Here is a 19,654-nt window from a genome sequence, read left to right as displayed (position 1 = left end):
CGCCCGCGCAGCATGCCACGCGGCGCGCGGGCCGGACGTGCGCCGCGTCACGCGCGCAGCCGCACCAGGGCCGCCGCCGCGCTCATGCCCGCCATGGCCCAGAACACGGCGGCGCCGAAGGCGGCGTAGCCCTGCCCGGCGGCGAGCGTGGCCAGCATCATCACCGCGCCGATGCCGGCCGCGAGCATCGTCTGCGCCGTGCCGGCGACGGCGGCCGGCACCGCCCCCTGCATGATGCGCATGGTCGCGAGGTGCATCGCGCCGAAGGTCGCCGCGTGCAGCCCCTGCGCGACGACCAGCGCGGGCAGCCAGACCGTCTGCGCCGTGATCGCCCAGCGCAGGACGCCCGCACCGGCGGCCACCAGCAGCAGCCCGCGCGGGCCGAGCCGGTCGGCCAGCCCGCGCCCCCAGGCGAAAAGGGCGACCTCCGCCGCGACCGACCAGGCCCAGAGCAGCCCGATGACGCTCGCCGAAAGCCCCGCCGCGGCCCAGTGGATCGACCCGAAGGCGTAGTAGGCGGCGTGGCTGCCCTGGGCGAGCGCGGCCGCGGCCAGGATGGCGCGGAAGGCGGGCAGGGCGAGCACGCCGCGCATCGCCCCGCCGCCGCGCCGCGCCGGCGCCGCGCCGCCCGGCAGCGCGAAGGCGGCGAGCGCCGCGGCGGCGAGGCAGCCGCCGAGCAGCCATGCGATGCTCGCGGGCCCCGCGCGCTCGGCCAGCCAGCCCGCCGCGCCGGCGGCGAGGATGAAGGCCGCCGAGCCGACCGCGCGCACGCGGCCGTAATCCCAGCCATCCTCCCGCGCCGCGCGCAGCGCCAGCGCGTCGCCCAACGGCACGACGCAGGCGAATCCGATCGCGAAGAGCAGGTTCGCCGCCAGCACCGCGCCGAATCCGGTGGCCAGGCCATAGAGCAGCGCGGCGAGCGCGGCGAGCGCCGTGCCGGCGGCCATCACCGCGCGCGGCGCGCCCAGCGCATCGGCCAGCCGCCCGCCGAGCGGGCCCGAGAGCAGCCGCAGCGCTGCGCCCGAGGCCAGCACCGTTCCGACCTCGGCGGGCGAAAGCCCGGCGGCCTGCATCAACGGGGGGATTAAGGGCATCATCACGCCCACCGCCGCGAACTGGCAGGCAAACAGGATGGCGAAGCGGGGTGCGGTGGATGTCACGGGGATGCGCTCGCACCCTGCCGCGCCCCCCAAGCATGGACAAGAGCCGCGCCGCGTGCCACGGAAGCCGGCCCCCAATCACGGAACGTCCTGCGCGCATGTTCGAACCCAGGGTCCGCGCCGTCCTCGGCCCCACAAACACCGGCAAGACGCATCTCGCGATCGAGCGATTGCTCGCGCATGCCTCGGGCATCATCGGCTTCCCGCTGCGCCTGCTGGCGCGCGAGAACTACGACCGCATGGTCGCGCAGAAGGGCGAGCGCCACGTCGCCCTGATCACGGGGGAGGAAAAGATCGTCCCGCCCGAGGCGAAATGGTTCGCCTGTACGGTGGAGGCGATGCCGCTCGACCGGCCGGTCGAATTCCTCGCCGTGGACGAGATCCAGCTCTGCGCCGACCCCGATCGCGGCCACGTCTTCACCGACCGGCTGCTGCACGCGCGCGGGATGGTCGAGACGATGTTCCTCGGCGCCGAGACGATCGCGCCGCTGCTGCGCCGCCTGGTGCCGCGCGCCGAGATCGAGACGCGCCCGCGCCTGTCGCAGCTGACCTATGCCGGTCCGGCCAAGCTGACCCGCCTGCCGGCGCGGTCCGCCATCGTCGCCTTCAGCGCGGCCGAGGTCTACGCGATCGCCGAGGCCGTGCGCCGCCGGCGCGGCGGCTGCGCCGTGGTGATGGGGCGGCTGTCCCCCCGCACGCGCAACGCGCAGGTCGCGCTGTACCAGAACCGCGAGGTCGACTTCCTGGTCGCGACGGATGCGATCGGCATGGGCCTCAACATGGACGTCGACCATGTCGCCTTCGCCGCCATGTCGAAGTTCGACGGGCAGAACGCCCGGCCGCTGACGGCGCAGGAAGTCGCGCAGATCGCCGGCCGCGCCGGGCGCGGGATGAAGGACGGGTCCTTCGGCACCACCGCCGAATGCCCCGCCATGGCCGAGGAGATCGTGGAGGCGGTGGAAACCCACGCCTTCGAGCCGATCCAGGCGCTCGCCTGGCGGAATTCGGACCTCGACTTCACCAGCATCGACGCGCTGCTCGGCAGCCTCGCCGCCTCGCCGCCGCAGCCGGGCCTCGCCAAGGGGCACGACGCGGTCGACCACATCACGCTCGAGGCGATGTCGCGCGACGTGGAGGTGCGGGGGCTCGCCGACACCATGTCGCGCGTGCGCATGCTGTGGGAAGCCTGCCAGGTGCCGGATTTCCGCAAGCTGGCGGATGACAGCCACACCAAGCTTTGCGCCAAGCTGTTCACGCATCTCGCCCGCGACGGGCGGGTGCCGCGCGACTGGGTCTCCGGCGCCATCACCGCGCTGGAACGCACCGATGGCGACCTCGATACGCTGATGGCGCGGATCACCGCCATCCGCGTCTGGGCCTACATTGCCGCGCGTCCGGACTGGCTGGACGACGCCTTGACGCTGCAGGCCGATGCCCGCCGCGTCGAGGACCTGGTCAGCGACGCGCTGCACGAGACGCTGACCACGCGCTTCGTCGACCGCCGCGCCGCGCATCTCATCCGCAAGCTGGACGAGAACAACGAGGAGGAGCTGCTCTCCGCCGTCACCCGCCGCGGCGAGGTGGTGGTGGAAGGCCATCCGGTCGGCCATGTGAAGGGTTTCGCCTTCGAGCCCGACCCCGGCGCGGTGGAGGAGGAGGAGCGCCGCGTCGTGCTGCGCGCCGCCCGCCGCGCGCTGTCGGCCGAGATCCCGCGCCGCGTCGCCATGCTGGAATCCGCGAAGGACGACGCCTTCGCCATCACCGCCGCGCACAAGGTCACCTGGGCCTATTCCCACGCGCCGAACATGCCGGTGGGCCTGGGCGACATCGCCGAGGTGGCGAAGCTCAAGCCCGGCCCGGAACCGTCCAAGCCGCAGATCGAGGTGCTGGCCAGCGAGTTCCTCGACGGCGCGCAGCGGGAACGGATCCGCGAACGGCTCGCCAGCTGGCTCGAGGCGCTGATCAAGCGCGAGCTTGGCGCGGTCTTCGCCGCCGAGGGCAAGGCGGCCGAGGACAACACGCTGCGCGGCCCGGCCTTCCGCCTGCGGGAGGAACTCGGCCTCGCCATGGGCCGGACCGATCCCGACATCCGCCCGGACCTGCGACAGAAGCTGAAGGGCATCGGCATCCGCGCCGGGCGCTATGCCCTTTACGTGCCGGAGGCGCTGAAGCCGCGGGCCATGGCGCTGCGCGCGCAGCTCTGGTCGCTGCTGCGCGGGATCGAGACGCCGAAGCTGCCGGCCGGCGGGCTGATCGCGCTTACCCCGCCGGCCGACTGGCCGCGCGGCTTCGCCGAGACGATGGGCTGGCTGCCGGCGGGGCCCGTCGTGCTGCGGCTCGACGTCGCGGAACGCATCGCGGGGGAACTCGGCCACCTGACGCGCCGGGCGCCGGCGCTGCTGCCCGGGGACCTCGCGAGCCGGCTCGGCATCAAGGGGGACATGCTGGCGACGGTGCTGGAGGCCATGGGCTTCCGCCTGGTGCCGGCCGAGGTGCTTGAGGAAGGCGCCTTCGGACCGCCAGCCCCGGCCCGGATCGCCCATGCGCGGGTCGAGCATCATCGCGGCCCGCGGCGCGAAGGGCGCCAGGACCAGCCGCGCGGGCCGCGGCGCGACGATCGGCGGGAGGACCGGCGCGGACCGCGCCCGGATCGCGCCGCCGCCGCCGCTGCGGCACCGCCGGCCGAGGGCCAGGCCGCGCCGGCCGAGGCCGCCGCGGAGGCACCGCGCCCGCCGCGCCAGGATCACCGCCCGCCACGGCAGGACAACCGCCCGCCGCGCGAAGGCCGGCCCGGCGGCGGCAAGCCTTACCAGGGCGGGGAGAACCGCGACCGCGACCGTGGCCCGCGCCGCCCGCGGGAGGAACGCGCCGCCCTGCCGCCCATGCCGCGCGCCGACAGCCCCTTCGCCGTGCTCGCGAACCTCCTGAAGAAGGACTGACGTGGCGGAAGCGGGGCAGGAGGCGCAACGCCTCGATGCCTGGCTCTGGTGCGCGCGGCTGCGCAAGACTCGCGCCGATTGCGCCCGGATGGTCGAGGGCGGCGCGGTGCGGATCAACCGCCAGCCGACCGACAAGCCCCATGCGCGGGTCCGTCCGGGGGATGTGCTGACCATCGCCCTCGGCAGCGGGGAGGCGGGGCGCATCGCGGTCTGGCGGGTGCTGTCGCTGGCGGCGCGGCGCGGGCCGCCGGCCGAGGCGCGCGCGCTGTACGAGGTGGTCGACGGATCCGCGCCCCCGGCGTGACCGCGCTGCGAACCGGATCGGCGCCCCATGCGTCGTGGGCGGGCACCGGGATGGACCCATGCGCGGGGCGCGTCTTGCCGCGAAGCGGCGCCCCCGCCATCTTCCGGTTGCTGAAACCGCATGCCCGGGGGCCCGCCACCCGTGACCTATGTCGTCACCGAGAACTGCATCAAGTGCAAGTACATGGATTGCGTGGAGGTCTGTCCGGTGGACTGCTTCTACGTCGGCGAGAACATGCTGGTGATCCATCCGGACGAATGCATCGATTGCGGCGTCTGCGAGCCCGAATGCCCGGCCGAGGCCATCGTGCCCGACAGCGACGACAAGGCGACCGCCTGGGTCGAGCTGAACCGGACCTATGCGGCGCAGTGGCCGAACATCACCCGCAAGGGCGAGGCGCCGGCCGATGCGGACGAATGGAAGGACAAGCCGGGCAAGAAGGACCTGTTCAGCCCGAATCCCGGCTGACCTTCCGACCCCAGGGGTGACGCGCGCCCTATTTTTGTGCTATTCTTTCAACAGGATGGATAGGTGAGGCGCCCCGCATGGCAGCGCGCGTCACCCTCACAGCATGGCCCGCGCTGCGGTTCGGCGGCGCAGGAGCAGGAGCACCTCTCGCATGAAGGCACCGGCCCGCGCCAAGGCGCCGACCAAGTCCCGCGCCGCCGCGAAGACGAAGGCGGCTGCCAGGCCCGCCGCCAAGCCGAAGGCGAAGCCCAAGGCGAAGGCGCCGGCCAAGCCGAAGGCGGTCGCGAAGGCGGCGAAGGTGTCCACCAAGACGGCCGCGAAGCCGAAGCCGAAGACCACCGCCGCGGCCAAGCCCGCGCCCAAGGCCGCCGCCAAGCCCGCGCCGAAGGCCGTGGCGCCCAAGGCCGCCGCCACGAAGGCGCCGCCCACAAAGGCCGCGCCCGCGAAGCCCGTGGCGGCGAAGGCCGCCCCGGCGCCCAAGGCCACGCCGCCCGCCGCCGCCGCGCCGTCGCCCGCGCCGAAGGCCGCGCCGGTCGTGGCCCCCGTGCCTGCTCCCGCCCCCGTCGCCGTGGCACCCGCCGCGCCGCCGGCGGCACCGAAGCCCGCCCCTGTGGCTGCCTCGTCCCCGCCCCCCTCTGCGCCGAGGCCGCCCACCATGATCATCGCTCCGCCGCCGAACCGTTCCTCCTCGCCGCCGCCGCCCCGCCCCGGGTCGATCCCGTCCCGCCCGGGCCATCGCCCCGTGGCGGCGCCGGCTTCCGTCGCCACCGCCGCCAAGGCGGCGCCGCGGCCGAAGGAGGAGTTCAAGGCCGGCGACCATGTCGTCTACCCGACCCATGGCGTCGGCACGGTGCAGGGGATCGAGACGATCGAGGCGGCGGGCTACGCCCTATCTGTCATCGTCGTGACCTTCGAGGAAAACCGGATGACGCTGCGCGTCCCGGTCGGCAAGGCCTCCTCCTCCGGGCTGCGCAAGCTCGCGGCCGGGGCCTCGATGCAGCAGGCGCTCGACACGCTGAAGGGCCGCGCGCGCATCAAGCGCACCATGTGGTCGCGCCGCGCCCAGGAATACGAGGCGAAGATCAACTCCGGCGATCCGATCCAGATCGCCGAGGTGGTGCGCGACCTGCACCGCAACGCCGGCCAGCCTGACCAGTCCTTCTCCGAGCGCCAGATCTACGAGCAGGCGCTTGACCGCCTGGCGGCGGAGGTCGCGGCGATCGACCGGACCGACAAGCCGGCGGCGATCGAGAAGCTGCTCGTCTACCTCGGCAAGAACGAGCGGGGCGAGAAGGCGGACAAGACCGAGAAGGCCGAGGTCGAGGCCGAGGCCGGCGAGGCGTAGCGCGCCTTCCCCGATCCGTCGGGCGCGTCCGGGGTTGCCCCGGACGCGATCCTCCCAGCCGCCGCCTGGCTTGGCGTCGGCGGTCGATGCCTCGCGGCGTCCGGCCGGCATGGGCACGGCGCGCGTCGTGCAGATTGGCGCCGGTCCGTCCGCTTCGCCCGGATCAGACGCTGCCGCCTTCGGATCGGCAGCCTTACCGCCCCGTTCGTGGCGGGCGGCGCCCGCAATCCTGGGAAAGCGGATTTCCTGCCGGCCCGGCTGGCGCTGCATAGCCTCGCCACCACCCGACCGCGGAGGGCGCGCATGGCGCCGAGACCGGCATCATCAGCCCGCCCCGGGACCCTTCGCATCTCGCCCAGGTGACCGACCGGATGTTCGGCGTGGACCTGTCCGGCGTCCGGGCCCAGCCCGGGTCGGCGCGGCTCGGCGCGCGGGCCTATGCGCAGGGGAGCAAACCGCCGCTCTTCTTCGGCCCCAATGGCTACGACCGGGGCATGACCGCGGGCATGCAGCGGCTGATGGGGCACGAGGCGACGCATGTGGTGCAGCAGGGCGGCGGCACCCGCTGAACGTCGCTACGAACGAAAAAGGCCCCGGGGATCGCTCCCCGGGGCCCGTTCCGAAAAGACCCTTCCGGGCTACTCGCTCTGGCGCTGGCCGAGCAGCGAGAGGAGCATCTGGAAGAGGTTGATGAAGTTCAGGTACAGCGTCAGCGCGTCGAACACGCTGCGCTTGCCGGCCATCTCGGTGCCTTCGGCGTAGGCGTACTCGACGTAGTCGGCCTTGATGCGCTGCGTGTCGAAGGCCGTGAGGCCCAGGAACACCACCACGCCGATCACGCTGATGGCGAAGGCCATCGCCGACGAGCCGATGAAGATGTTCACGATGCTGGCGAGCATGATGCCGATCAGGCCCATGAGCAGCAGCGAACCCCAGCGCGTCAGGTCGGCCTTCGTCGTGTAGCCGTACAGGCTCATCGCGGCGTACATGCCGGCCGTGATGAAGAAGGTCGTCGCGATGGACTGGCCGGTGTAGCGGTAGGCGAGGCTGCTCATGCTGGCGCCCATCGCCGCGGCGAAGGCCCAGAACAGCGCCTGCGCCGTGGTCTTCGACATCCGGTTGGCGCCGAAGGTGAAGACCAGGATGAAGGCGAGCGGCGAGAGGGCGGCGACCCACCAAAGGATCGTCGGCGCCATCACCAGACGGCCCGAGGCGCTGCGAACCGCCTCGTAGAACAGGCCGTTGATGGACGGGACGCTGACGATCGCCAGCGCCACGATGCCCGTCAGCAGCAGCCCCGAAGCCATCCAGTTGTAGACCCGGAGCATGTAGGACCGCAGCCCGGCATCGACGGCGGCCGCGTCGGCGGCCGCGACGCGACCCCAGCCAGGCGCACCCGTCGTGAATCGAGTGTCGGGACCAAAGGCCATGACGTTGAAGACTCCTCCGAAGGGGATGATTCCCCGCGAGGCCACGAATATGGAGATTTTTTCATTCGGATCAACGGGGGATCGCGCCGGACCCGAATCATGGCCGTCAGGCGACGATCCCGGGGGCACGCGGCCCCCGGGACCCCGGCCGGATCAGCGCTCCGCCGGCTCGACCGACAGCGCGGTGGCTTCCGCGATGGCGACATCGACCTGGTTGCCAGGACGCAGGGTGCGGATGAAGGCCTGCATCTCCGGGCTGCGCACCGCGACCGTCCGGCGGACCCGGTTCGGGCCGGTGAAGGTCACGGTGTTGGCCGCGGTGTCGACCGCGTTGATCGTCACGCGGGCGCGGGTGGTGCGGACCACGGCCGCGCCGGGCTGGGCGCCGGGCTCGGCGCGGGCGGCGCCGACGGCGGTCTCGGCCGGCATCTGCGTGCCGCGCGGCGCCATGCGGACGGCGACGGCTTCCTCATACCGCAGGCGGACATTGTTGCCGCGGCGGATCTGGCCGAAATTGCGGACCTCCGGCCCGGCAACCACGACGACGCGGCCCTCGTTGGGCGTGCGGATGGTGACTTCGCGCGTGCGGGTGTTCACCCGCTCGACCACGCCGACCGCTTCCTTGGCGGAGGAGACGACGACCGGGGCGGGCGCGGGGGCGGCGGGCTGCGGCGTGCTGGCGCAGGCGCCAAGGCCGAGCAAGGGCAGCGCGACGAGCGCGGCAAGACGGAAGGGGGAGGCGGGCATGGCATTCCTCAAAGGATTTTTCGCGATTCCGGCAGGATCATCCTAACGGGCGCGCGAATCGGACAATACCCCCATGTATCGGTCCCGGCACCCTCATGTATCGGGTCCGGGACAGATCGGGCCCGCCCGGCCCGATCTCCGTGCCCTACTCGTTGCGCAGCAGCGGCGCCGGCTTCGCGCGCAGCGCCAGCGCCGTTCCCGCGTAGCCGAAGGCCAGGGTCAGCGCGGTGCAGGCCAGCACCACGGCGGCGAGCGTGCCCGGCAGGAACACCCAGTCCGCCCGCATGATGTAGGTGACCACGCCCCAGGAGGCTGCCGTGCCGACGCCGGCCGCGATCACGCCCGCGGTCGCGCCGAGCAGCCCGAATTCCACCAGGAAGGCCCGGCGGATCTGCGCCCGCGTCGCGCCGACGGTCTTGAGCACCACCGCGTCGCGCACCCGCCGCCGCTGCCCCGCCGCCACGGCGCCGGCCAGCACCAGCGCGCCGGCGGCGAGCGTCAGGCTCGCGGTGGCCGACAGCGCCGTGCCGATCCGCCCGAGCAGTTCCGCCACCTGTTCCAGCGCATCCCGCACCCGGATGCCGGAGACGTTGGGGAACGCCTCGCTGATCGCGCGCAGCACCGCCCCTTCGCGCGCCGTGTCGCTGCGCACCGTGGCGATGTGCGTGTGCGGCGCCAGGTCCAGCAGCCCCGGGGAGGCGACGAGCACGAAGTTGATGCCGAGCCCGCGCCACTCGATGTCCCGAAGATTGGCGATGCGTAGCGCGATGTCGCGGCCGAGCACGTTGACCGTGACCGTGTCCCCGATGCCCACGCCCCAGCCGCGCGCGAGGTTCGCGTCGAAGGAGACCAGCGGTTCCCCGCGGTAATCGGCGGCCCACCAGGTGCCTTGGACCAGCCGCGTGCCGTCGGGCGGGGTTGCGGCGTAGGTCAGGCCGCGGTCGCCGCGCAATGCCCAGGCGGTCTCGGGCGTGGTGCGCACCTCCTCCGCCGGCGTGCCGTTCACCGCGACGATGCGGGCGCGCAGCGACGGCACGCGCTTCACCTCGGTCACGCTCGGCTGCGCGGCGGCGACGCGGTCGAACTCGCGCACCTGATCGGACTGGATGTCGATGAAGTAGAAGTTCGGCGCCGCGTCGGGCAGTTGCTCGGCGATCTGGCGGCGGAGATTGCCCTCGATCAGCGCGATGGCGGCGAGCGTGGTCAGCCCGATGCCGAGCGAGACGAGGATCAGCGGAGTCGGCGAGCCCGGCCGGTGCAGGTTGGCCAGGCCCAGCCGCACGGATGGCCGCCGGATGAAGCGGAAGCGCCGCGCGGTGTCCATCAGCGCGAGCGCGCCGATCCGGAACAGGATCAGCGTCGCCACCGCGCCGGCCACGAACAAGCCCGCGAAGGCGCGGTTTTCCGCCGTGCCGATGACGAGCGCGGCGAGCGCCGCGCCGGCCGCGGCCGTCGCCGCAACCAGCATGATCCGCGGCCGCGCGCCGGAAGGCTGCAGCGCGTCGCGGAACAGCGCCGCGCCGGGGATCTCCATGGCGCGGCCGAGCGGCCAGAGCGCGAAGGCGAGCGCCGTCAGCAGCCCGTACAGCGCGGCGAGGGCGAGCGGTTCCGGATAGAGCCCGATGCGCGGCGGCACCGGCAGCGCATCGGCCAGCGCCGCGGCCCCCGCCATGGTCAGCCCGAAGCCCGCGAGCAGCCCGATGCCGATGCCCAGCGCGGCGAGCGCGAGCACCTGCATCAGGTAGGTGGCGAAGATCAGGCCCGGCGCGGCGCCCAGGCAGCGCAGCGTCGCGATGGTCCGCGCCCGCTGGTCGAGCCATGAGCGCACGCCCGTCGCCACGCCGATCCCGCCCACCAGCAGCGCGGTCAGGCTCGCCAGCGTCAGGAAGAAGGCCGCGCGGTCGACGAAGCGGTTGACCGCCGGGGCGGCGGCGTCGGCGGTGCGCACGCGCCAGCCCGTGCCGGGGAAGGCGGCGCGCAGGTCCTCCGCGAAGGCGCGGCGATCGGCGCCGTCCGGCAGGTCCATGCGCAGTTCGTGGGTGACGAGGCTGCCCGGCTGGATCAGCGCCGTCGCGGCGAGGTCGGCCATGGCGATCATGGCGCGCGGGCCGAGGATGGCCGGGCTCGCCACTTTGTCTGGTTCGGCCGCGATGGTCCCGCGCAGCGTCAGCCGCGCCTCCCCCAGCCGCAGCGTCGCGCCGGGCGCGATGCCGAGCCGGTCGGCGACGACCCGTTCGACCACCACCTGCCCCGGCAGTAGCGGGCCGGGCGGGTCGAGCCGCAGCTCGCCGAACAGCGGATAGGCGCCGTCCACGGCCTTGAGCTCGACCAGCGTGCGTTCGCCATCGGCCGCGACGGCCATGGCGCGCATCTGCACGATGTCGGAGGTCCGCGCGCCCCGCGCCCGCGCCCAGTCCCGCACCGCGTCCGGCAGCGGGCCGGCGGTGGAGGTCACCTCCACCTCGCCGCCCAGGATCCGCGCGCCATCGGCCGCGATGCCCGCATTGACGCCCGCGCGCAGCGTACCCACCGCGGTGATGGCGGCGACGCCGAGCGCGAGGCAGGCGAGCACGATGCGCAGCCCCTTCACGCCGCCGCGCAGGTCCCGCCGCGCGAAGCGCAGCGCGAGCGACAGCGTGCCCATCAGCGCGCGCCGTCGGACACGATGCGGCCATCCTCGATCCGCACCTGCCGCTCGCAGCGTTCGGCCAGCAGCGGGTCGTGGGTGATCAGCAGCAGCGTCGTGCCGAAGCGCTCGCGCAGGCCGAACAGCAGGTCCATTACATGCTGGCCCGTGGTGCGGTCGAGGTTGCCGGTCGGCTCGTCCGCCAGCAGCAGGCGCGGCCCGGCGACGAAGGCGCGGGCAAGGGCGACGCGCTGCTGCTCGCCGCCCGAGAGCTGTCCGGGATAGTGCGTGAGGCGATGGCCGAGGCCGACGCTGACGAGGGCCTCCTCCGCGCGCTCGAACGCATCGGCGCGGCCGGCGAATTCCAGCGGCACGGCGACGTTCTCGATCGCCGTCATGGTCGGCACCAAATGGAAGGCCTGGAAGACGATGCCGACATGCTCGCGCCGGAAGCGCGCCAGCGCGTCCTCGTCCATGCGCGTGAGGTCATGGCCGGCGACGCTCAGCGTTCCGCCGGTCGGCCGGTCCAGCCCCGCGAGCAGCATCAGCAGCGAGGTCTTGCCCGACCCCGACGGCCCGACGATGCCGACCGCCTCCCCGGCGGCGACCGAAAGGTCGACGCCACGCAGGATATTGATCTCCCCGGCCTGGGACCTCACCTGGAAGGCGAGGCCGTTGGCCGCGATCAGCGGCGCTCCGGCCCCTGTCCCGAGCGTCGTCGGGGCGGGGTGTGGAAGGGTGTCCATGTCGTCTCGGTTTCCGGTCTTCACCGCCCGATATGGGCGCCGCGCGCTGATCCGCAAACTTCCGGCCTGTTTCGGAGTGTTGCCCCTGCTGGCCGCCGGCCCGGCGGCCGCGCGCGAGATCCGGCTGATGATGCTGGGGGATTCGATCACCGCGGGCTACGGCCTGCCGCGCGGCCAGGCGCTGCCGGTGCGGCTCGAGGCCGCGCTGCGCGAGCGCGGGCGGACGGTGCGCGTGCTCGATGCCGGCGTCTCGGGCGACACCACGGCGGGCGGGCGGGCGCGGCTCGACTGGGCGCTGGCGGAGCGGCCGGACGCGGTGATCGTCGCCCTCGGCGGCAATGACGGGCTGCGCGGCCTGGCCCCCGCCGCGACGCAGGCGAACCTCGCCGCGATCCTCGATGCGCTGGCCGCGCGCCGCCTGCCGGCCATGCTGGCCGGGATGCTCGCGCCGCCCAACCTCGGCGCCGATTACGGGCGCGACTTCGCCGCCACCTTCACGCGGCTGGCCGAGGCGCGGCCGGAGGTGGTGTTCTACCCCTTCCTGCTGGACGGCGTGGCGGGCGATCCGGCGCTGAACCAGCCCGACAGAATTCATCCGAATGAGGCTGGCGTGGCGGAACTCGTCCGTCGCATGCTGCCGGCCGTCGAGTCGCTGCTGGGGCGGGTGCCCTCGGGCTGAACCGCCCCCGTTCGAGGGGGACCCGGAATGCTGCGCCTGTTCGTCGCCCTCGCCCTTCCCGCCGAGTTCCGCACGACGCTCGCGGCGCTGACCGGCGGGATACCGGGCGCGAAATGGGTGCCGCCCGACAACTACCATCTGACCCTGCGCTTCATCGGCGAGATCGAGAACTGGCGCGCGCAGGAGGTGGACGACGCGCTGGCCGCGATCCGCGGCAGCGCCTTCGACCTGTCGCTGCACGGCCTGGGCACCTTCGAGAAGGCGGGGCGGATCCATGCGCTGTGGGTCGGCGCCGAACGCAACGCCGCGCTGGCGCATCTGCAGGGCAAGGTGGAGACGGCGCTGCAGCGCGTGGGCCTGCCGCCCGAGCGCAAGCGCTTCTCCCCGCACGTCACCATCGCGCGGACCGATCGCGCGCCGCCCGACAAGGTCATCGCCTTCGTCCAGGCGCACAACCTGTTCCGCGCCCCGCCCTTGCGGGTGGAGCACTTCACGCTGTTCTCCTCCCGCCTGGGCAAGGAGGCCTCGGTCTACACGCCGGAGGTCGAGTACGACCTCGCCGCGCGCGCGGCGGCCTGAGGCCGTGCTTGCCGCCCGTTCCGCGGGCGGCTAGGACCGTGGCCGTGGCCCGCCTGACCCGCCCCCTGATGCGACTGATCGCCGCCGTACTGCTGCTGCAGACGGTGGTCGCGCCGGCGCATTGCCTCGCCATGGCCGCCGCGCCGGCGGGGATGGAGGCGGTGATCTGCTCGGCGGAGGGCATGCGCACCGTGCATCTCGGCCCGGATGGGCAGGAGATGCCGGCGGGGCATGAGGATGGCGGCTTCTGCGCCGCCTGCCCGATGCCGGCGCAGGCCTCGCTGCCGGACCCGCCGGCGGTCGCCGCCTTCGCCTGGGGCCATTCGACGCCGGCCTGGCACGCCGCGGTGCCCGCCGCGCTCGCGCCGCCGGCGCGCGGCCCGCCTTTCGGATCCCGCGCCCCGCCTTCCTTCGGCTGACGCCCCCGCGCGCCCGCGCGCACCCGCCGTCACGTCTCACCGAAGGACTCCGAACCATGTTCCGTCGTACCCTGCTGGCCGCCGTGCCGGCCCTGCTCGCCCTGCCCGCCGCCGCGCATGACTACACCGCCGGCGACCTTCGCATCGGCCATCCCTGGACGCGCGCCGCCGGAGCCAATGCCAACGGCGCGGGCTTCATGCGCCTCGCCAACACGGGGGCGCAGCCGGACCGGCTGATCTCCGCCGCATCGCCCATCGCCCGCGCCGTGGAACTCCACACGCATATCCGCGAAGGCGAGGTGATGCGCATGCGCCCGGTGAACGACATCCCCGTTCCGGGCGGGCAGACCGTGGAGCTGCGCCCGGGCGGGCTGCATGTGATGCTTATCGGCCTCACCGCGCCGCTGCAGCAGGGCGCGCGCGTGCCCGTGACGCTGCGCTTCGAGCGCGCGGGCGAGGTGACGGTCGAACTCGCGGTGGAAGCCGCGGGCGCGCGCGGCAGCGGCCACCACCACTAGCCGCCGGATCCCGCCATGATGCATCCTCCGGCCGGCGTGCTGCGCCGGCGGGCGCTGATGGCCTGCGCGCTCGCCGCGCCGGCGGCACCCGCGCTCGCCTCCGCCCGCACCATCGTCGACGCGCTCGGGCGGGAGGTGCCGCTCGCCGGCCCTGCCCGCCGCGCCGTCATGACCTTCAACTACGAGGAGTTCACGGCGATCGCCGGCCTCGAGGGCTGGCATCGCCTCGTCGGCATGAACCGCGTGGTGTGGGAAGGCTGGCGGCCCGCGATCTTCGCGCGCTACCTGCCGCTCATCCCGAACCTCGCGGCGATGCCCGATGTCGGCAACACGGACGAGGGCACCTTCTCGGCCGAGAAGGTGATCGGCCTGCGCCCGGACCTGCTGATGGTGCCGGCCTGGCTGTGGCGCGCGGCGCAGACCGCCTGCGCGCAGATCGAGGCCGCCCGCATCCCGGTCCTGGTCTTCGACTACAATGCCCAGACGCTCGAGAGCCACATCGCCTCGACGAACGCCATCGGCACGGCGATGGGCGCGACGGAGCGCACCGGGGCGCTGATCGAGCGCTACCGCCGCAACTTCGAAACAATCGTCGAGCGCGCCGCCCGCGCCGCCGGCGCGCAGAAGCCGCGCGCCTATGTCGAGCTCGGCCAGGGCGGGCCGGAGGTGATCGGCAATTCCTATCCGCCGCACAGCCTCTGGGGCCGCTTCTTCGAGCACCTGGGCGCGAGCAACGCCGCCGCGGGCCGCATCCAGGGCGGCTTCGCGCCTCTGCAGGCCGAGGCGGTGCTCGCCTTCGACCCGCAATTCATCTTCATCGGCGCGTCCTCCTGGGTGAACCGGCCGCGCGCGGTGCGCACCGGCTACGACGCGACGCGCGAACAGACGCGCGCGAGCCTCGCCCCCTATGCCGGGCGGCCGGGCTGGGCGGGGCTGTCGGCGATCCGTACGGGGGAACTGCACGCGATCGAGCACGGGCTCGCCCGCACGCTGTTTGACGACACCGCCCTGCTCTACATGGCGAAGCGCTTCTATCCGGGCGCCTTCGTGGACGACGACCCGATCGCCTCGCTTGCCGACTATCACGCGCGCTTCCTGCCCGTGCGCTTCTCCGGCAGCTGGATGGTGCCGTGGCGGGGCTGAGCGCGGCGGCGCCGGAGGCAGCCTGGAGGGCGCTCTCGGCGCGGCGCGCCGCGGCGATGGCCGCGGGGCTCGCCGCGCTCGCCTTCGTCGTCACGCTCGATGCCGCGACCGGGCCGGCGATGCTCTCGCCCGGCGCGGTCGCGCGGTCCGTGCTGCGGCTGGCGGAGGATCCGATGATCGACGCCATAGTCTGGTCGATCCGCCTGCCGGTCGCGCTGATGGCGGTCGCCGTCGGTGCCGCGCTCGGCATGACGGGCGCGGTGATGCAGACCGTGCTGAACAACCCGCTCGCGTCCTCCTACACCGTCGGCATCTCGGCGGGGGCGGGGTTCGGGGCGGCGCTCGTCATCGTGCTGGGCGCGGCGCTGCCTGTGCCGGACGCCTTCGCCGTGCCGGCCTCGGCCTTCCTGTTCGCAGCGCTCGCTTGTTCCGCCGTGTGGCTGCTGGGCGGGCGGCGGGGTGCGACGGCCGAGACGCTCGTGCTCGCCGGCATCGCGCTGATGTTCCTGTTCCAGGCGCTGCTCGCGCTGCTGCAGTTCCTCGCTTCCCCCGAGGCGCTGCAGCAGATCGTCTTCTGGCTGTTCGGCAGCCTGCAGCGCGCGACATGGGGGAAGCTCGGCATCGTGCTGGCGATCCTCGCCCTCGCCGCGCCGATGCTGATGCGCGACGCCTGGTCGCTGACGGCGCTGCGGCTGGGGGAGGAAAGGGCGGCGGCACTCGGCGTGGGCGTGCGCGGGCTCAGGCTGCGCGCCTTCGTCTTCGTGGCGCTCGCGACCGGCGCGGCGGTCGCCTTCGTCGGCACGATCGGCTTCATCGGCCTGGTCGCGCCGCATCTCGCGCGGATGCTGCTGGGGGAGGACCAGCGCTGGCTGCTGCCGGGCTCGGCGCTGGCCGGCGCGCTGTTGCTCTCGGCCGCCTCGGTCGCGAGCAAGACGCTCTCCCCCGGCGCGCTGCTGCCGATCGGCATCGTCACCGCCGTGGTCGGCGTTCCCTTCTTCGCCTGGCTCGTGCTGCGCGCGCGACAGGCGCAATGGTAGGCGACCGGCGATGCGGCTGACCGTCGTCGACCTCTCCGTCCGCTACCGCGGCCATGCCGCGCTCGATGCTGTCGCGCTCGAGGCGCGGGGCGGGGAGGTGCTGGCGCTGATCGGGCCGAACGGCGCCGGCAAGTCGTCGCTGCTGCGCGCCGTCGCCGGGTTGCAGCGCCATGGCGGCACGGTGCGGATCGATGGCGCCACCACCGGCCCGGTCGGCTTCCTGCCGCAGGACCACGGTGCGCGCGCGGCGCTGACCGTGATGGAGACGGTGCTGCTCGGCCGGCGCCGCGCGCTCGGCTGGCGCGTGCCGGAGGCCGAGCTGGCCCGCGCCGCGGACGCGCTGCGGCGCCTCGGCATCGCGAAGCTGGCCGGGCGGCTGCTGGGGGAGCTCAGCGGCGGGCAGCGGCAGATGGTGATGCTGGCGCAGGTGCTGGCGGCGGAACCCGCCGTGCTGCTGCTGGACGAGCCGACCTCGGCGCTCGACATCCGCCACGTGCTCTCGCTGCTGACGCTGGTGCGGGAGCTGACGGCGGCCTCGGGCCTCGTCACGCTGGTCGCGATCCACGACCTGAATGCCGCGGCGCGCTTCGCCGACCGCGTCGCGCTGCTGAAGGACGGAAGGCTGCTGGCCGAGGGCGCGCCGCGCGAGGTGCTGACCGAGGCGCGGATCGCCGAGGCCTACGGCGTCGCCGCGCATGTGCATGCGGCGCCGGACGGGCATGTCGCCATCTCGCCCTGCCGGGCGATCGACTAGACCGGCGTCCGGCGGGGTGGAGCCTCCGCGGGGGCATCGCTCGATCCGGCCGCCGCCCAGCCTGCCCCGAGCGCGAGCCGTGCCAGCGGCGCCGCGACCACGGTGGTGACGACCGCCATGGCGATCAGGCCGGAGAAGACGACCGGCCCGATCATCCCGGCCTCGAGCAGCGCGGCCAGCACCACCACCTCCATCAGCCCCTTGGTCTGCATCAGCACGCCGAGCGCCAGCGCGAAGGACCAGGTCTCCCCCGCCTGGCGCGCCGGCAGCGCGGTGCCCGCGACCTTGCCCGCGAAGGTCGCGACGGTGGCCAGCAGCAGGACCGAGAGGAAGGCCGCCGAGCCCGGATCGATGGTTGCCTTGAGCCCGGTCGAGACGAAGAAGAAGGGCAGCAGCACGGTCGCGGTCAGCGGCTCGATCCGCGCGATCAGCGCGACGCGGCAGGCCGGCGGCATGACGACGCCGGCCGCGAAGCCGCCCAGGATGTAGCCCAGGCCGATCGCCTCCGCCGCCGCCGCCGAGACGAAGCAGAACGCGACGCCGAGGACGAGCATCCGCGTCTCGGCGCCTTCGCCGTCCGCTTGGCCGCGCAGCAGCCGCGCGCCGCCGAGCAGCGCCGCGCCCCACAGCAGCGAGAACAGCAGCGTCGTGCCGATCTGCTCCGCCGCGCCGGCCGCGATGGCGAGCAGCGCGGCGAGCACGAGCCACAGCGCTGCGTCGTTCACCGCCGCCAGCGCCAGCGCCGTCTGGCCGAGCCGCGTGCCGATCCAGCCCGCTTCCCGCAGGATGGCGGCGAGGATGGGCAGCGCGGTCACCGCGATGCAGACGCCAATGGCGAGCGTGAAGGTCAGCGCATCGCCGCGCGGCCCGATCGCGCCCGGCACCGATGCCGCGATCCAGGCGCCGACGCCGAGGCCGAGCAGGAAGGGCAGGAGGAAGGAGCCCGCCGTGATGCGCTTGAGCCCGCGCGCCTCGCCCTTCAGCCGCGCGGGATCGAGGTGTAGTCCGGAGACGAAGACATAGAGCAGCACGCCGACCGCCGCGAGGCCCTGCAGCGCAGAGAGCACCGGCGCGGTGAAGACCGCCGCATGGGTTTCCGGCGCCAGCCGCCCGAACAGGGAAGGGCCGAGCGCGACCCCGCCCAGGATCTGCAGGACGGCGAGCGGGGCGACGGCGCGGACCGCGCCGATGCGCCAGAGCAGCCAGGGGCCGGCGACCAGCAATGCGGCGACGCAGAGCAGCCCGACCTTGGCGTTCATGGCATCAGTCGAAGGGCTGCGCGGCGATGTCCACGCGCGCTTCCGACCGCCAGAGGGAGATCGCGACGCCGCCCACGACCGAAGCGTTCCAGTCGCGCCGGAACAGCGGGCTGTCGTCATTCGCCGCGCCGGTGAAGTTCTCGATCCGCCCGCCGGCGACGAGCGAGACGCGCTCGCTCAGCGGCAGGCGGTAGGAGACGGACAGCCGGGACCCGATATAGCCCGCGCGGCCGTCATAGGCGGGGCGCCCCGCGCGCGCGAATTCGGGGTCCACCTGGTAGAAATAGTCGCCGTAGCGCTCGGTGCCGAACAGCAGGCCCGCGGACACCCGCAGCCGCGCGAAGGGCGAGAGGAAGTTGACGTGCTCGTAGGCGATGTCGGGCGCGAAGGTGAAGCCGCGGAACGAAACCGAGGACCAGTCGGTGGAGAACACCGCGCGCAGCGGCGTGTCGATCAGGATGCGGCGCGGCTGGCTCTCATCCTCCCCGCGCCAGAGGGTGAAGCGCAGCGTGGGCCCGATCTCCCCCAGCCAGTCGAGGTCCGGCATGCCTTCGCGCACCGTGATGTCGCGCGAGGATCCGTTGAAGCCGGCCGAGGCGCTGACCGAGAGCTCGATCCCGTCGGCGAGGCGCGTGCGGGCGCGCAGCCCGCTGTCATCCGCGCGGAACAGGTCGCCGCGATAGATCAGGTAGGGAACGGCGAGCGCCCGCCAGCGATTCTGGTCCGAGGCCGGATAGGCCGGCAGCCAGCCGCCGCCGGCCGCGACCCCCATCTCGAACACCGGGAGTTGCTGGGCCCGCGCCGGCAGGGCGGCGAGGAGGAGGAGCAGCAGGGGGAGGATGCGGCGGGTCATGAGCGTTCCGCGAGCAGAAGCACATTCGGCAGCGGCGTGCCAGCCCAGCATGGCGTGATCTCCACCCGGTAGCCGGCGGCGGCAAGGGGTGCTGCGATCTCGGGCAGCGGCCGCGGCGCCACCGCGCCGGCCAGCCCCCGGTCGCCCCCGAGCAGGCGGCGCACCCGCTCCATCCCGAAGCCCAGGGCGCTGCGCCAGCCGCGCTCCGGATCGAAGGCGCGGACGGCGATGCGGCCCGCGCCGGAGGCCGCGATGCGCGCGAGCAGCCCGTCCTGCGCCGGCAGCGGCAATTGCAGCAGCACGTCGATCATCAGCAGCGTGTCGCAGGGGGGCAGGGGCGCATGGGCGAGGTCCGCGACCTCGAACCGCGCGGGCAGGCCATCGGCCGCCGCGCGCGCGACGCCGATCTTGGCCGCGTCGATGTCGACGCCGGTGACGTGTTCCGCCACACCTGCCAGCAGCAAGGCGATCGCCAATTGCCCGCGCCCGCAGCCGAGATCCACCACCCGGCCGAAGGGCCGCGCGGCGCCGAGCGCGAGCAGCGCCGCCACCGCGGGGTCGCCCTTGAGCTTGCCGCGGATGAAGCCCCTTTCGGTACGGGAGACGTCCCGGTAGCGCGCCGCGACCTGCCCGGCCAGGTCGGCCATC

The 19,654-nt window shown here is 73.8% G+C and carries 21 protein-coding genes; 12 read left to right on the top strand and 9 right to left on the bottom strand.

Features of this window, described 5'->3' with window-relative positions; translation table 11 throughout:
* Positions 1 to 47: 47 nt before the first annotated feature.
* Positions 48 to 1,160: an MFS transporter gene (locus tag J5Y09_RS19455; RefSeq protein ID WP_209353485.1), complete on the bottom strand. Its 1,113-nt coding sequence runs from the start codon at positions 1,158 to 1,160 to the stop codon at positions 48 to 50.
* 98 nt (positions 1,161 to 1,258) lie between these two features.
* On the opposite strand from J5Y09_RS19455, the gene J5Y09_RS19450 reads away from it, so the two are divergent.
* The 3 genes from J5Y09_RS19450 (at position 1,259) to fdxA (ending at position 4,871) form a co-directional block, all read left to right on the top strand.
* Positions 1,259 to 4,099 carry a helicase-related protein gene (locus J5Y09_RS19450; protein ID WP_209353484.1) on the top strand — a complete coding sequence of 947 codons (2,841 nt, stop codon included), beginning with the start codon at positions 1,259 to 1,261 and terminating at the stop codon, positions 4,097 to 4,099.
* A 1-nt stretch (position 4,100) separates the two neighbouring features.
* A complete protein-coding gene (locus tag J5Y09_RS19445; protein WP_209353483.1) occupies positions 4,101 to 4,403 on the top strand; it encodes an RNA-binding S4 domain-containing protein in 303 nt (100 codons plus the stop codon).
* Positions 4,404 to 4,544: 141 nt separating this feature from the next.
* The gene (gene fdxA / locus J5Y09_RS19440; RefSeq protein ID WP_209353498.1) at positions 4,545 to 4,871 is read left to right on the top strand and encodes a ferredoxin FdxA; all 327 of its coding nucleotides are present in this window, start codon (positions 4,545 to 4,547) and stop codon (positions 4,869 to 4,871) included.
* Between the two features lie 96 nt (positions 4,872 to 4,967).
* Here fdxA and J5Y09_RS24455 read toward each other — a convergent pair whose 3' ends face one another.
* A complete protein-coding gene (locus J5Y09_RS24455; RefSeq protein ID WP_245217243.1) occupies positions 4,968 to 5,528 on the bottom strand; it encodes a hypothetical protein in 561 nt (186 codons plus the stop codon).
* Between J5Y09_RS24455 and J5Y09_RS24450 the strand changes: the two genes are divergently transcribed.
* Together J5Y09_RS24450 and J5Y09_RS19430 are read left to right on the top strand one after the other, a co-directional pair.
* The gene (locus J5Y09_RS24450; protein ID WP_245217242.1) at positions 5,527 to 6,216 is read left to right on the top strand and encodes a CarD family transcriptional regulator; all 690 of its coding nucleotides are present in this window, start codon (positions 5,527 to 5,529) and stop codon (positions 6,214 to 6,216) included. The genes J5Y09_RS24455 and J5Y09_RS24450 overlap by 2 nt on opposite strands.
* A 359-nt stretch (positions 6,217 to 6,575) precedes the next feature.
* Positions 6,576 to 6,785 carry an eCIS core domain-containing protein gene (locus tag J5Y09_RS19430; protein WP_209353481.1) on the top strand — a complete coding sequence of 70 codons (210 nt, stop codon included), beginning with the start codon at positions 6,576 to 6,578 and terminating at the stop codon, positions 6,783 to 6,785.
* A 69-nt stretch (positions 6,786 to 6,854) separates the two neighbouring features.
* Here the strand turns inward: J5Y09_RS19430 and J5Y09_RS19425 are convergent, their stop codons facing one another.
* From J5Y09_RS19425 to J5Y09_RS19410, 4 genes are all read right to left on the bottom strand, one after another.
* Entirely contained in the window at positions 6,855 to 7,646 is a 792-nt protein-coding gene (locus J5Y09_RS19425) for a Bax inhibitor-1/YccA family protein (protein ID WP_209353480.1), read from the bottom strand.
* 153 nt (positions 7,647 to 7,799) lie between these two features.
* Positions 7,800 to 8,393 carry a hypothetical protein gene (locus tag J5Y09_RS19420; protein ID WP_209353479.1) on the bottom strand — a complete coding sequence of 198 codons (594 nt, stop codon included), beginning with the start codon at positions 8,391 to 8,393 and terminating at the stop codon, positions 7,800 to 7,802.
* A 145-nt stretch (positions 8,394 to 8,538) separates the two neighbouring features.
* Positions 8,539 to 11,037 carry an ABC transporter permease gene (locus J5Y09_RS19415; protein ID WP_209353478.1) on the bottom strand — a complete coding sequence of 833 codons (2,499 nt, stop codon included), beginning with the start codon at positions 11,035 to 11,037 and terminating at the stop codon, positions 8,539 to 8,541.
* Positions 11,037 to 11,765 carry an ABC transporter ATP-binding protein gene (locus tag J5Y09_RS19410; protein WP_209353477.1) on the bottom strand — a complete coding sequence of 243 codons (729 nt, stop codon included), beginning with the start codon at positions 11,763 to 11,765 and terminating at the stop codon, positions 11,037 to 11,039. Before J5Y09_RS19410 ends, J5Y09_RS19415 begins: the two co-directional genes overlap by 1 nt.
* Positions 11,766 to 11,841: 76 nt before the next feature.
* Here J5Y09_RS19410 and J5Y09_RS19405 point away from each other — a divergent pair, with 76 nt between their 5' ends.
* The 7 genes from J5Y09_RS19405 to J5Y09_RS19375 are packed head-to-tail and all read left to right on the top strand — an operon-like array spanning position 11,842 to position 16,894.
* On the top strand, positions 11,842 to 12,444 hold the full coding sequence (locus J5Y09_RS19405; protein ID WP_342451509.1) for an arylesterase: 603 nt from the start codon (positions 11,842 to 11,844) through the stop codon (positions 12,442 to 12,444).
* 27 nt (positions 12,445 to 12,471) lie between these two features.
* Positions 12,472 to 13,023, top strand: a complete 552-nt coding sequence (gene thpR, locus J5Y09_RS19400) for an RNA 2',3'-cyclic phosphodiesterase (protein WP_209353475.1) — start codon at positions 12,472 to 12,474, stop codon at positions 13,021 to 13,023.
* 44 nt (positions 13,024 to 13,067) lie between these two features.
* On the top strand, positions 13,068 to 13,442 hold the full coding sequence (locus tag J5Y09_RS19395) for a DUF2946 family protein (RefSeq protein WP_209353474.1): 375 nt from the start codon (positions 13,068 to 13,070) through the stop codon (positions 13,440 to 13,442).
* 56 nt (positions 13,443 to 13,498) lie between these two features.
* The gene (locus tag J5Y09_RS19390; protein ID WP_209353473.1) at positions 13,499 to 13,960 is read left to right on the top strand and encodes a copper chaperone PCu(A)C; all 462 of its coding nucleotides are present in this window, start codon (positions 13,499 to 13,501) and stop codon (positions 13,958 to 13,960) included.
* 15 nt (positions 13,961 to 13,975) lie between these two features.
* A complete protein-coding gene (locus J5Y09_RS19385) occupies positions 13,976 to 15,103 on the top strand; it encodes an ABC transporter substrate-binding protein (RefSeq protein ID WP_209353472.1) in 1,128 nt (375 codons plus the stop codon).
* A complete protein-coding gene (locus tag J5Y09_RS19380; RefSeq protein WP_342451508.1) occupies positions 15,091 to 16,140 on the top strand; it encodes a FecCD family ABC transporter permease in 1,050 nt (349 codons plus the stop codon). Before J5Y09_RS19385 ends, J5Y09_RS19380 begins: the two co-directional genes overlap by 13 nt.
* A 10-nt stretch (positions 16,141 to 16,150) precedes the next feature.
* Complete coding sequence (locus J5Y09_RS19375; RefSeq protein WP_209353471.1) at positions 16,151 to 16,894, top strand: ABC transporter ATP-binding protein; 744 nt, start codon at positions 16,151 to 16,153, stop codon at positions 16,892 to 16,894.
* Here the strand turns inward: J5Y09_RS19375 and J5Y09_RS19370 are convergent.
* The 3 genes from J5Y09_RS19370 to J5Y09_RS19360 are packed head-to-tail and all read right to left on the bottom strand — an operon-like array spanning position 16,891 to position 19,653.
* Positions 16,891 to 18,153, bottom strand: a complete 1,263-nt coding sequence (locus J5Y09_RS19370; RefSeq protein ID WP_209353470.1) for a cation:proton antiporter — start codon at positions 18,151 to 18,153, stop codon at positions 16,891 to 16,893. The two genes, J5Y09_RS19375 and J5Y09_RS19370, sit on opposite strands and share 4 nt — an antisense overlap.
* A gap of 4 nt (positions 18,154 to 18,157) precedes the next feature.
* Complete coding sequence (locus J5Y09_RS19365; protein WP_209353469.1) at positions 18,158 to 19,006, bottom strand: MipA/OmpV family protein; 849 nt, start codon at positions 19,004 to 19,006, stop codon at positions 18,158 to 18,160.
* Entirely contained in the window at positions 19,003 to 19,653 is a 651-nt protein-coding gene (locus J5Y09_RS19360; RefSeq protein ID WP_209353468.1) for a class I SAM-dependent methyltransferase, read from the bottom strand. The genes J5Y09_RS19365 and J5Y09_RS19360 overlap by 4 nt, the downstream gene beginning before the upstream one ends.
* Position 19,654 lies beyond the last annotated feature (1 nt).

The sequence above is a fragment of the Roseomonas nitratireducens genome (genome assembly GCF_017813355.1).
In the GTDB taxonomy this organism is placed as follows: domain Bacteria; phylum Pseudomonadota; class Alphaproteobacteria; order Acetobacterales; family Acetobacteraceae; genus Neoroseomonas; species Neoroseomonas nitratireducens.
This window is presented reverse-complemented; position numbering and strand designations above follow the sequence as displayed.